A 12,215-nucleotide genomic window follows, 5' to 3' on the forward strand; every position below is an offset into this window, starting at 1 on the left:
TTTTGCTTTTTATTGGATGGAGTAAGTACACTGCCGCTGCAGGCTGGAACGATTTCAATATCTTGCTTTTCCATTCGGAATTGCGTACAGACGACAATCGGCGAGGTTATACTGATGGTGGAGGTGAAGCTGATGGCAAACATAGGCGGACATGAACCAAAGCATCATTCCATTCCAATGGCGGATGATGCAAAAATAGCTGCCGACGAGGGACAGCTAACAGACGAAAGATGGCAAGCCATCATAAACAACGATGCTTCCTACGATTTTCAGTTTTTTTACGCCGTCAAAACGACCTGTATTTTTTGCAGGCCGTCTTGCAAATCCAGGCCTCCGAATAAACAAAATGTCCGGATCTTTCAAAACGCGCAGCAAGCCCTGGCAGCCCATTTTCGCCCATGCAAGCGATGCAAGCCGACTGGACAGCGTTTGCCCGACAGCGAGTGGGTCGATCAAATTACGCATTTCATTGACAGCCATTTCAGTGAAAATGTAACACTGGAAATCTTGGCGGAAATGTGCCACGGCAGTCCGTATCATTTGCACCGCACCTTCAAGCGGGTAAAAGGAATGACGCCCGGCGAATACGTTCAGCAGTTGCGCATGAACATGGCCAAGCAGCTTCTGGCCGATACGGATAAAACGATAACGGATATTGCTTTTGCTGTAGGTATGTCCAGTACGCCTTATTTCGTAACACTGTTCAAGAAAATGACCGGGACGACGCCTACCGAGTATCGGCACCGGCATAAACAAGCATCGGAAACGGGGAGGTTGCACTATGAACGCGAAAACTGATCAGACGATTTACTGGACCTTGTTGGTTCATGAAAACTGGAGAATATACCTGGCCGCGACATCCAGGGGACTTTGCTTTGTGGGGACACCGAATCAGCCTTTGGAGGAAATGAGAGAGTGGGTGGAAAAGCATTTTTCCGGGAGCCCACTGGTGCAAGACGATGAAAAAGTTCAACCGTATGCAGCAGAACTGATCGAGTATTTTCAAGGCATCCGCAAAAGCTTTTCCATCCCTTTTGATGTTTCTGGCAGGCCGTTTCAGCTCGCTGTATGGAACGCGCTCCGCGAAATTCCTTACGGGCAGACCAGCACCTATTCAGATATTGCATTGCGTATCCAAAAACCGGCAGCAGTCCGGGCGGTCGGGACAGCGATTGGCGCGAATCCGGTGCTATTCACCGTACCGTGTCATCGGGTGATCGGAAAAAATGGATCGCTTACCGGCTACCGGGGCGGTTTGGATGTGAAAACGAAGCTGCTGCAGTTGGAAAAATCCGAAGGGAGTCCGACATATGCCTGATCGTCTCGCACAGCGAATTTCTGCTCTGGATTGGGATACGCCGCAACAGACGCTGGACGAGCAGGGCTATGCTGTAGTTCCCGGCATCTTGACACAAGAACAATGCAGGGAAATCATCGAAACCTATACGGTAGAGAGCCATTTTCGCAGCACAATCAAGATGGCCAGATACCGATTTGGGGTCGGAGAGTACAAGTACTACCAAGCTCCTCTTCCCGATTTGCTGCAAACACTCCGTCACGGCTTCTATCCTGAGCTGGCGAAAACTGCGAATCGCTGGCACCAGCAGCTAGGCCACGGCATCGTCTATCCGGATACGCTGCCCGAGTTTCTCGACTGCTGCCATCAGCAGGGGCAAGTGCGGTCAACACCGCTGATTCTGAAGTATGAATCAGGCGGATACAACTGTCTGCACCAGGATTTATACGGAGAAGTATTCTTCCCGTTTCAGGTCGTGCTTGCCTTGAATCAAAAAGAGCTGGATTACAAGGGAGGAGAGTTCCTCCTGGTAGAGCAGAGGCCAAGAGCGCAAAGCAGAGGTCACGCGATCAGTCTGGAGCAGGGCGCGGGACTTATTTTCCCGACGAACCACCGTCCAGTCCCGGGAACGCGCGGGTACTACAAGACTACGCTTCGGCACGGAGTCAGCACGGTTGCCTCGGGAACGAGGTACAGTCTCGGGATCATTTTTCACGATGCCAAGTAAACACAACGTATCGTGTATGATAAAAGGAGGAGGCGTATCAGGAATAGGGGAGAGTCTTCATGAAAAGCGAGTTATTCTACAAGTACCCCAAATCGCTGCTTAACAAAGGGACAGGGTTTCTATCCGATTACAGCCACTCTCTCAATCCCTATACTGGCTGTGCTTTTGGATGCTCATACTGTTACGTGCGTCAGATGCCCGTCTCGACGTTTCGCGGCGCTGAATGGGGAACCTGGGTGGATGTGAAAAAGGAAGCTGCGGAGCTTTTGCACAAGGAGCTTCGCAAAGCCAAGGCCAAAGGCGAGGTAACGATATTCATGTCCTCGAGCACCGATCCTTATCAGCCTGTCGAGTATCGGGAAAAAGTGACGAGATCCCTGCTCGAGGTCATGACAGAGGAGCCGCCTGATTTTCTTTTTGTGCAAACCCGCAGTCCGCTTGTTTCCAGAGATGTCGATTTGTTATTGCAGCTCAAGGATCGTGTTCGGGTAAGCATGACCGTAGAAACGGACCTGGAGGAAATACGCAAGCACTTTACACCGGGCGCTCCGCCCATTGCAGCAAGATTAAAAGCGCTGCAGGAACTAGCAGATGCCGGTGTGCCGACGCAGGCGACGATTGCACCGCTACTTCCCAGCAGCGAAGACTTCCCCGTAAAGCTGAAGTCTTTGGTCAGCCGTGTCTGCGTCGATGATTATTTTATGGGGGACGGCAGCGGCGGGAGACGCACGGGAAGATTGGGGATTCGCGCATTGTACGAAGAACTTGGGATGGAAGAATGGTACGACCCGTCCGCTTATCGAATCGTCTACGACAGAATGAGACGGGTTTTTCCCGATCATCAGGTTTTCGTAAGTCAAAAGGGCTTTGCCCCGTTTTAATCAGGGGCAGGAAGGAGCATGTTTCATACAGATCTTTACCCACGTCCGGAATAACCTTTTCCCAGGGAGCAATATTTCGTAAAATAAAGCGAAGGAATAAACGTTGAATGCCGAAAGCGAGGGTAACTGCATGGACGATAAAAAAACGCCGCTCGTTCCAGAGCTTGATGAGCTCCTCTACAAATTCACTGAACTGTTGACGGGAGAAGCAACGCCAGAGCGCGTGGAAATGGTAAAGATCTGGTGCCTCTATACACATATGTCAAAAGCGATGCCGCCGCTGGTTCAACATTGGGCGAGCGAGCCGGAACATTTCGAAGCGCGCGACCAGATCCGGGGAATCATTGAGCAAATCAAGCAGTGGAACCAAACAAAAAACCAGAAGCACTGAAAATAGTAGAAACGGTTGCGGTGAAAGGGCTTGGTGCATGCTGCCAAGCCTTTTCACCGTGTGAGAGTCGAATAAACGGACGATTGTAGTCGTTAATCATTCAATCCTTTTCCATCGAGAATTTGCGGTATACATTTTTCTACCCTTGACGCTCGCGTTTTGGATTGTTTGGGTGATGAAAAATAAAGAAGGTAGGCTCTTTGCCGTCCCGGCGTCAATGCTTCAAAAGCAGTTTTCAAGGCAGGGTTTTCATCTAGTTTCATTTGAAATTCTTCCGCAACGCTGTAGTCCGTATGCTTTTTAAAATCCACTTCCAAACCGGCTTTTTCAACTTCAATCGCTTCATGAATATAGGCTTTCAAGACGGTTTCCAGTTCAATGATTTCTTCAACATTGGTGAACCGAATCTGGCGAGCCGCCTGTACATTCTCCGTTTGTTGAACGAGAATCCCATGGGTATCCTGTAGCAAGGCACCTTTGTGAAACAGAAGCGCGCAGTATTCTTTAAATCCGTGTATTAACACTATGTTTTTATTCTCATACGTGTAGCAAGGATGCATCCACTTCCATTCTTCTGTCAGCTCACAGTCAAGAACAATATTTCTCAGCTTTTCATATTCTGCCTTCCACTTTTCCGCTTTGCTTACGAATTCGTCAACCTTAGGATTCAATTTGCTATTTGCCATCAAGGAGCACCCCTCATCAATTTCTCGTTGAGCTGACAGTCAAGAATAACCGTTTTTGATCCATTCAATTCTCTTCTGTAATCTTTCGGACCGCCAATTTTATTTCATTCCAAATTCTACCTCACTCGGAAGCATGATCTCAATCATAATCTTGCGTACTTTGCAGATAACTGCCCACAGCGAGACGGCTTACAAAAAAGAACCTCCGGCTTCGCATTATCTCCGGAGGTTCCTGCTCATTTCCACCATCTGTCAAAAGGAGTCACAGGGAGGCTGCGCTTGTGCATGGTCACGTCATATTGTCGTTCGATCTTTTCTTTCACTTCGGCTGATACAGCTTGATTCGTCAAGTATTTATCCAAATCGTCGTAAGAGAATCCAAGTGCGACCTCATCGGGCAGCAGCGGCCGGTTGTCTTCGAGATCGGCAGTAGGGGTTTTCATATAGAGATGCTCCGGTGCGCCCACGTATTGGAGTAGTTGACGCACTTGGCCTTTCGTCAACCCGGTGATGGGGGCGACATCGGCTGCACCGTCTCCGAATTTCGTGAAAAACCCTGTAGCGGCTTCCGGCGCCTGATCTGTGCCCAGGACGAGGAGGCCGAAATGGCCAGCTATGTCATATTGGACCTTCATGCGTTCACGCGCTTTTGTGTTCCCTTTGTGGAAATCGGAGAGAGCCGCACCGGTCGCCAGTTGGAATTGCTCCATGGAAGCATCGACGGCGGGCTTGATGTTTACCGTAATCGTGTTATGTGGACGAATGAATCTTATTGCTTTTTGAGCATCATCTTCATCCAACTGCTGGCCGTAGGGGAGGCGGACAGCGACAAATCGGTATTCCTTGCCCGTCTCCTTGGCTGCTTCATCGCAGGCAACCCGGGCCATATAGCCGGTCAGCGTAGAATCAACCCCGCCGCTGATCCCCACCACATATCCTTTTGCACCTGTTTTCAACAGGTATTCTTTTAAAAAATCCACCCGAAAGCGCAGCTCTTCCTCTGCGTCGATCGTTGCCCGAACATGCAAGCTCTCTATGATTTTCTCTTGCTTTGTCAAGTTCCTGTTCATTAGCGGCCAACCTCTTTCGTGTACAACTGATTCTTGTAAATGTAGTCGAGTACCAGGTCGGGAAGCAGGAAGCTCGGATCGCCGCCATTGCGAATTTCTCCGCGGATATAGCTGGAGCTGATGCCCATACTGATGCCTTTTGACATCGTGAGGAAGTTTTCGTCATTGTTTCTGAGCAGCGGGTCCTTTGCGATCAAGTCATCCATGTGATAGCCTTCCCGAGACATGACAATAAACTTGTGGTTTTTCACCAATTTCTCTGCATTTCCCCAGCGGGACAATCCTTCCAACAGGTCGGCGCCCATGATGAAGAAAATCTCGTCGTCCGGAAACTGCTTGCGAAAGTGCTCCATGGTGTCATAGGTATAGGTTTCGCCAGGGAGCGCATTCATTTCAACCAAAGAGATTTCGAACAAAGGCTCCCCGAATCGGTTGGTTTTGTTTTTGCAGGTTCCCAAAGCAAGCTCGAGCATTTTGACGCGATGCCGGTCTTCCGTTTGCAGAATCTTGTCTCTGCGCATGGAGGAGCAGGGGGTAAAGTACACCTTATCGAGGCGCTTGCGGCTCGCTACCGCAGCTGCCGTAAACATGTGGGAATACGTAATGGGGTCAAAGCTGCTGCCGTATATACCGATTCGTCGCATGGTCGAATCCTCCCTTATTCCATAAGAGCAAATTGCCTTTTTTCGTGGATCAGCTTCTCTTTCAACTCTTTCAATTCGTCAGACAACGATACCGGGTACACCTCCGGGTTGTCGAGGCGCAAATACTCCTCCCAAAACGTATTCTTCTGTGCCAGATGGAAACGGCGGGATTGTTCGAGTGTCGGAGTTTTGTAAACCCGCTTTCCGTGTTCAAAGATCGGGACGAGCAAGGGGACAGCCCGAAAATTGACCACGCGTTTGCTCTTTAACGGGTTCGTCGGATGCTTCAGCACAATTTCTTTGACATGCCCGATTTCTTCATGCTCCAGGCAAATGTAGTCGCCCTTGGCCATTCCGTCCTGATCGTACAGCCGATACACTTTTTTAATGCCCGGATTCAGGATCTTGTCGATATTTTCGGAGATTTTGATCAATGCCATCCAATCCTTTTCCGTCTTGCGGGCCACGATTTTGTGGACGCCGCCGAGTGCCGGGCTGTCGTAAGCGGTGATGTACTTGGTGCCGATGCCCCATATGTCGATTTTGGCTCCCTGATATTTGAGGGAAGTGATCGTGTACTCGTCCAGATCGCTGGATGCGGCTATCTTGACATCGTGCAAGCCGGCATTATCGAGCATTTTCCGGGCTCTTTTGGAAAAGAAGGCGAGGTCCCCGCTGTCCAGGCGAATCCCGCTCAGCTTGTGACCGCGTTCCTGCATGATCTTGCCGACCTTGATCGCATTTGGAATACCCGACCCGAGCACATCGAAGGTATCGACCAGCAAAATGCTTTTCGCCGGAAACACCTCTGCGAATGCAAGGAACGCTTCTAGTTCATTCGGGAAAAACTGCACGAACAGATGGGCATGGGTTCCGGTTGTCGGGACACCGTATTGTTTGCCTGCCTTCATGTTGGAAGAGTAATGGAATCCCGCTATATAGGCGGCACGGGCTCCTTGTACGGAGGCGTCACGTCCTTGGGCTCTTCTTTTGCCCATTTCGATGACCGTCTGACCTTCGGCCGCAGTCATAATCCGCGAAGCCTTGGTCATGAGCAGAGACTCGCTGTTCACGGTATTCAGAAGCTGGGCTTCAATCCAGACGCATTCCATGATCGGGGCCACAATCCGGATATAGGGCGTGTTCGGAAAAACGATCTGGCCTTCTTCCATGGCATAAAGCTGACCAGTGAATCGCAGCGAGCGCAGTTCAGCGAGAAATTCTTCATCGTACAGTTGCTTGCTGCGGAGGTATTCGATGTCGCTCTCGTTGAAGTAGAGATTTTCTACGATGTCGATCAGCTGGTGAAGTCCGCAAAAGGCGACGTATCCGCCAAGCTCTCCCGTATGGTCGCCAACCGGTTTTACAAAAGGCGCCTTGCGGTAGAAGTCGTCGAAAACGACAGGCGTTTGGTGCAAGCCCTTCTTGTACAGGGCATACATCATGTTGATCGCGTATTCGTCTACGTCGAGACCGTAATCTCTGGAAGGATCGAAGAAGGGCAGAATCTCGAAGTCTGCCGTCTGGCCGCACGCAGAGCAGGGATTCACCTGATCCGAGATGCGAAAATTTGGTTGCTTGCAGGAATTGCAAATATGGACAAAACGATATACTTTCGGATCAATCGCATCAAAAATGGTCCTTTTCATCCGTTCCCAATCCTTTCTGCTCCGGCAAAGGGAGTTGTAAGAGAGGGGAGAGGAGGCTCCCCTGGTCAAGCTTTCGATACAACCTTCATGCCCATCTGGTTTTTAAAGTGACCCAATGCCCATTCGTGACCGGCAGGATTGAAGCTTGCCACGGCATCCTCGTGAATGACTACCTCGTACCCAAGATACCAGGCCGAAACGGCAGTATGGAGAACACAAATATCCGTGCAAACGCCGACAAGATGGATTTCCCGGATGCCCCGCGCCTGAAGCTGGAGAGCCAAATCTGTTCCCTCAAAGGAGCTGTATCTCGTTTTGTCCATCCAGTAAATCGCCGCTTCATTTTCCAGGTAGAGATCGTGCAGCGCTCCATATAGATGGCGTCCCTTTGTGCCCATGATATTGTGCGGGGGATAGAGGGCGGTTTCCGGATGGTAAGGATCGTTTTCTTTGTGGCCATCCACAGCCATGACGACATAATCTCCATTTTGCAGAAACTCATTGGTCAGCTCGCATATCCGCTTCTCAATGTGTTGTCCCGGTTCTCCGCAAGTCAGGGCACCGTCTGCAGCAACGAAATCATTCGTATAATCGATGACAATCAACGCTTTTTTGCTCATCATCATGACCTCCCGAAAATCAAAATGTATTTTTGATATTGTCAAAATAACCTTATCGTTACTTAAAAAAAGATGGACTAATAGATCGTTAAAAAGGGGACGTAGTCCGTAAAACGGTACAGTTTCGCCTTGTTTTGCGAGTATTCATTCGAATATTTGATCCGGTCTTGCGAGTCCCGGGCGACTTCAATGATCCCTTTTCTCGTTTTGGTGCCCACTAATTTTTTCTCAAAGTTTGATCTATCCACTGTATATGTCGGCACTACCGTTTCGATGACCTGGAGCAGCTCGGATAACGTGAATTCTTCCGGCAGGAATTCCTTGGCGATGTTGGTTTGCAGCATTTTTTCCTGGATGCGTTTGAGCGCATCCTCCAATATCTTGTTATGGTCAAAAGCAAGCTTCATCGACAAGGCTTCTTCCACTGTAAACAAGCGAGCATCAACTGCGTCGTCATCCGCTTTAAAACCGGAAAGGCTTTTCTCGTTCACCAGAGCGTAGTAGGCGACCGTGGGAATCCAGCCTCCCGGATCTCTTCCCGGAGTGTAGTAGGCTTTCAGTTGTTCGATATGGACGTTTTCGTTCAGGATGTGGGTTTCTTCTCTCAATTCCCGCTCGGCACAAGCGTCGAGAGTCTCGTGTTCATTGGAAAAACCGCCGGGAAAAGCCCAGTAGCCTGGAAACCGGTCGCTTTTCGGATCGCGCTGGATGAGCAGGATCTTCAGCTTTCTCTCCGGAAGCGACTTGTTTTTTGTATCTTTTCTGGGCTCGGATGTGATTGTAAAAATGCATATATCGGTAGGCAGACCGTCCGGAGATCGAAAGACCGGCTTTGAAACGGATGCAGAATTCAAAATTGTCTCCTCCTTTCTGCATCGTCTTGGCTTTATTTTACAAGGTGTAAATTACATTGTCAATACGGTATGGTTAAAAACACCATATGATTTTATTCTATGTTTCTTTATTGAGTAGTAGACCGGTAGTGACAGCATATCTTTTTATTGACGTTAACGTAAACGTAAGAGTATGTCTATGGTAGAATAGCAAAGAAAGGATGCTCCTAGACGCAATGAGAAAGGCCGTGATCGGCATGCTATGCAACAAAATTTTGATGCCTTTCGATGGATCGGCGTTAGCCAAAAAAGCACTGGAAAAAGCGGTCAAGCTGTCGTGCAGCATGCTCATATTCCGGTGCTGCTCGTAAAATATGAACCGGATTCGCGGAAAATGATAGTGCCATTATGCTCGGACTGAGAAAAGCGCCTTCATTCAGAGGGCATTTTTTAGGAATGCAAGAAAAACAATCTGCTGCGAACCGAAAGGAAAGCGATCGAGGCTTCTGATAGAGAGAGCCATTCTGTTTATGTTATAATAGGTACCGTCTTTCTTGAATTGGCTGCAGATTCAGGAGGTATGCCATTTCATATTTTTCCGCCGCTCAGTTTCAGGCATAGCCGGTTTTATAAACATCCCTGCTCCGGCATTGTTTTATAATTTCCTCTTGTGAACTGGATATCTTTCATTTAGTATTTTTTTGTCAGCAATCATTTCGTTGCTATGAACCTCCTCTTGAGGGGAGCAGCCTTAATTTGAAACCGTCGAAAGAGAGTGGGACATTATGGGTCGTAAATGGAACAATATCAAGGAAAAAAAAGCGTCAAAGGATGCCAATACCAGTCGGATATATGCAAAGTTCGGTAAAGAAATTTACGTTGCAGCCAAACAGGGAGAACCGGACCCGGAATCCAATCGCGCCCTGAAGGTCGTGCTTGAGCGCGCAAAAACGTACAGCGTACCGAAAGCGATCATTGACCGGGCCATCGAAAAGGCAAAAGGCGGTTCCGAAGAAAGCTACGACGAGCTGCGTTATGAAGGCTTCGGACCAAATGGATCGATGATCATCGTCGATGCACTGACCAACAACGTAAACCGTACTGCTTCCGAAGTCCGTGCAGCCTTTAATAAAAATGGCGGCAACATGGGCGTGAGCGGTTCGGTAGCCTATATGTTCGATGCAACTGCCGTTATCGGTGTCGAAGGCAAAACTGCGGAAGAAGTTCTCGAATTGCTCATGGAAGCGGATGTGGACGTACGCGACATTCTGGACGAAGACGGATCGGTGATCGTCTACGCGGAGCCAGACCAGTTTCACGCCGTACAGGAAGCGTTCAAAAATGCCGGCGTCACTGAGTTTACCGTTGCAGAGCTGACCATGCTCGCGCAAAATGAAGTGACACTTCCCGAAGACGCGCAAGCTCAATTTGAAAAATTGATTGATGCACTGGAAGATCTGGATGATGTCCAGCAGGTGTACCACAATGTAGATTTGGCGGAGTAAATGCTTGGCGCCGGTCCCGGCGAAAGGGACGTCCTTGCAAGCCAACTGAATCAACTCGATATTTCATATAAGAATCGAAAAACTGTCCCTTCAAAAGAGGGGACGGTTTTTTTATTTGCTCAGGACAAAAAAAGCATAGAACTTACAAACATTGGTTAATGTATAAACAAAATGGAAAGGGCAGGTGCCATGCAATGAATGCCAACCAAGAACTGAAGAACACGCTTTCGTATATCCATTCCGAGCTGAATCGGATCGAAACGATGGCCGGAACGCTGTCTACCATTGAGCACGACCATTACAAAAAGCTCACGAATTTCGATGACCGAAACCTGGTCGATATTGCCGTGGAAGAACAGAATGCTGCCCGCCAGCTTGGCACCATGAAGCACATGTGCTTGGCGATGACCCAAAAATTAGAGGGGCTCATAAACGCACTAGACGGTGGTGAACCGGGGGAGAGTGGGCAACGTGCTGAGACTCATTGAAAACTTCATCCGTTCGGCTATTAACGAAACGGTGGATAAAGCAGTAACGAGAATGATGAGGGATCAATACATTGAAAACCTGTTTGAGATGGTGCCTGCCACGAAAAAGGTTGGACCGATCAACCTTATGGAAATCGCGATGCGGGCTGCCCAGGGAACACCCGTCCCTCGTCCGCTTGGCAGTCACCTTCACTTTTCCCCGTGGGAGAAAATCTTGTTTAATCCCGTACATTTATTCCGCTTTCCAACACCAGAAAATGTAGGGATCAAGACTTCTGTCACGATCGGCCACCGCGCGCGAAAACCATTGACCATCTCCATGCCGATCATGATCGCAGCGATGTCGTTTGGAGGGGCGCTTAGCAAGAGTACAAAAATTGCGTTGGCCAAGGCGGCTGCGGCTGCGGGGACAGCGACCAATACAGGGGAAGCAGGTCTGCTCGAGGAGGAGCGGGAAGCCGCTCGCTTGCTGATCGGTCAATACAATCGCGGCGGCTGGTTGAATACCCCTGACAAGTACAACCGTCTGGATGCCATTGAGATTCAATTGGGACAAGGCGCCCAGGGATCAGCCTACCAGCGGACAACAGCAAAAAACATCGGCGAAGATTACCGAAAGGTTTTTGAGCTTCGCGAAGGGGAGGATGCGCTTATTCATTCGCGTCTTCCGGGGGTAAATACAAAAGAAGATTTTATTCAGCTCGTCAGGCGGCTTCGGGATGAGACGGGTGTACCGGTCGGGCTCAAAATCGCAGCAACCCATCACCTGGAAAAAGAGCTGCAAATTGCGGTAGAGGCCGGGGTAGATTTCGTTACGCTGGATGGAGCAGAGGGTGGAACCCATGGAGGAGCGCCGACGCTTCAGGATGATGTGGGGCTGCCGACTCTTTTTGCGATCACGAGGGCAACAGAATTTTTTGCCCGCAAAGGCGTTTTCCGGGATGTCAGTCTACTGGCCACAGGTGGACTTGTAACGCCGGGGCAAATGCTCAAAGCGATAGCACTGGGTGCAGATGCAGTCTATATCGGCACCGCAGCACTCATGGCGCTCGTGAGCGAACAAATGGTCAAGTCGGTTCCGTTTGAACCTCCCACCAGTTTGCTGGTTTATACGGGAAAAATGACGGATCAGCTAGATATTGACCAGGCGTCGACCAATTTGTTTCGGTACCTCAACGCTTGTGTGACAGAAATGGAATTGGTTGCTGTATCAGCAGGAAAAACCGCTTTATCCGACATTTCCAAAGCTGACCTTTGCACGCTTGACCCGTTTCTCGCAAAAGCAACCGGCATTCAACTGGGGTACGTTTCGCCCGAGAATCAAGATCGTTTCTTCGAAGAAACCAAACCCGTGTTCGATCAGACCGAAGAGCGCTTTGCAGAAACACAGCCTTCCACTTTTCACTAGCAGAATGAATTATTTT

At 49.4% G+C, this 12,215-nt stretch carries 14 protein-coding genes; 8 read left to right on the forward strand and 6 right to left on the reverse strand.

All coding sequences use genetic code 11. The features are described 5' to 3' along the window. Positions 1–177 precede the first annotated feature (177 nt). The 5 genes from NST96_RS13895 (at position 178) to NST96_RS13915 (ending at position 3,296) form a co-directional block, all read left to right on the forward strand. On the forward strand, positions 178–798 hold the full coding sequence (locus NST96_RS13895; RefSeq protein ID WP_338463470.1) for a bifunctional transcriptional activator/DNA repair enzyme AdaA: 621 nt from the start codon (positions 178–180) through the stop codon (positions 796–798). After that, positions 782–1,318 carry a methylated-DNA--[protein]-cysteine S-methyltransferase gene (locus tag NST96_RS13900; protein ID WP_338461020.1) on the forward strand — a complete coding sequence of 179 codons (537 nt, stop codon included), beginning with the start codon at positions 782–784 and terminating at the stop codon, positions 1,316–1,318. Before NST96_RS13895 ends, NST96_RS13900 begins: the two co-directional genes overlap by 17 nt. Continuing rightward, entirely contained in the window at positions 1,311–2,024 is a 714-nt protein-coding gene (locus tag NST96_RS13905; RefSeq protein WP_024984865.1) for a 2OG-Fe(II) oxygenase, read from the forward strand. The genes NST96_RS13900 and NST96_RS13905 overlap by 8 nt, the downstream gene beginning before the upstream one ends. Positions 2,025–2,083: 59 nt before the next feature. Continuing rightward, positions 2,084–2,905, forward strand: coding sequence for a spore photoproduct lyase family protein (locus NST96_RS13910; RefSeq protein WP_122958548.1), 822 nt, complete (start codon positions 2,084–2,086; stop codon positions 2,903–2,905). Positions 2,906–3,035: 130 nt separating this feature from the next. Beyond that, positions 3,036–3,296: a DUF2573 family protein gene (locus NST96_RS13915; protein WP_003386754.1), complete on the forward strand. Its 261-nt coding sequence runs from the start codon at positions 3,036–3,038 to the stop codon at positions 3,294–3,296. A 92-nt stretch (positions 3,297–3,388) separates the two neighbouring features. Here NST96_RS13915 and NST96_RS13920 read toward each other — a convergent pair whose 3' ends face one another. From NST96_RS13920 to NST96_RS13945, 6 genes are all read right to left on the reverse strand, one after another. Next, on the reverse strand, positions 3,389–3,982 hold the full coding sequence (locus tag NST96_RS13920) for a YdeI family protein (RefSeq protein WP_003386753.1): 594 nt from the start codon (positions 3,980–3,982) through the stop codon (positions 3,389–3,391). 236 nt (positions 3,983–4,218) lie between these two features. Then, positions 4,219–5,052 carry an ammonia-dependent NAD(+) synthetase gene (gene nadE, locus NST96_RS13925; RefSeq protein WP_031933015.1) on the reverse strand — a complete coding sequence of 278 codons (834 nt, stop codon included), beginning with the start codon at positions 5,050–5,052 and terminating at the stop codon, positions 4,219–4,221. Then, positions 5,052–5,696, reverse strand: coding sequence for a nicotinate (nicotinamide) nucleotide adenylyltransferase (gene nadD, locus NST96_RS13930; protein ID WP_003386750.1), 645 nt, complete (start codon positions 5,694–5,696; stop codon positions 5,052–5,054). Before nadD ends, nadE begins: the two co-directional genes overlap by 1 nt. A 14-nt stretch (positions 5,697–5,710) precedes the next feature. Beyond that, positions 5,711–7,345, reverse strand: coding sequence for a nicotinate phosphoribosyltransferase (locus NST96_RS13935; RefSeq protein WP_122958549.1), 1,635 nt, complete (start codon positions 7,343–7,345; stop codon positions 5,711–5,713). A 65-nt stretch (positions 7,346–7,410) separates the two neighbouring features. Next, a complete protein-coding gene (locus NST96_RS13940) occupies positions 7,411–7,965 on the reverse strand; it encodes an isochorismatase family cysteine hydrolase (protein WP_003386748.1) in 555 nt (184 codons plus the stop codon). Positions 7,966–8,042: 77 nt separating this feature from the next. Beyond that, positions 8,043–8,819 (reverse strand): NUDIX domain-containing protein, encoded by a 777-nt coding sequence (locus NST96_RS13945; RefSeq protein WP_342406523.1) that lies wholly within the window; start codon positions 8,817–8,819, stop codon positions 8,043–8,045. Positions 8,820–9,583: 764 nt separating this feature from the next. Here NST96_RS13945 and NST96_RS13950 point away from each other — a divergent pair. The 3 genes from NST96_RS13950 (at position 9,584) to NST96_RS13960 (ending at position 12,199) form a co-directional block, all read left to right on the forward strand. After that, positions 9,584–10,303, forward strand: a complete 720-nt coding sequence (locus NST96_RS13950; protein ID WP_024984872.1) for a YebC/PmpR family DNA-binding transcriptional regulator — start codon at positions 9,584–9,586, stop codon at positions 10,301–10,303. A 194-nt stretch (positions 10,304–10,497) separates the two neighbouring features. Continuing rightward, positions 10,498–10,791, forward strand: a complete 294-nt coding sequence (locus tag NST96_RS13955) for a hypothetical protein (RefSeq protein WP_024984873.1) — start codon at positions 10,498–10,500, stop codon at positions 10,789–10,791. Further along, positions 10,775–12,199, forward strand: a complete 1,425-nt coding sequence (locus tag NST96_RS13960) for an FMN-binding glutamate synthase family protein (protein WP_003386743.1) — start codon at positions 10,775–10,777, stop codon at positions 12,197–12,199. Before NST96_RS13955 ends, NST96_RS13960 begins: the two co-directional genes overlap by 17 nt. Positions 12,200–12,215 lie beyond the last annotated feature (16 nt).

Source organism: Brevibacillus sp. FSL K6-2834 (genome assembly GCF_038592925.1).
GTDB classification, from domain to species: domain Bacteria; phylum Bacillota; class Bacilli; order Brevibacillales; family Brevibacillaceae; genus Brevibacillus; species Brevibacillus borstelensis.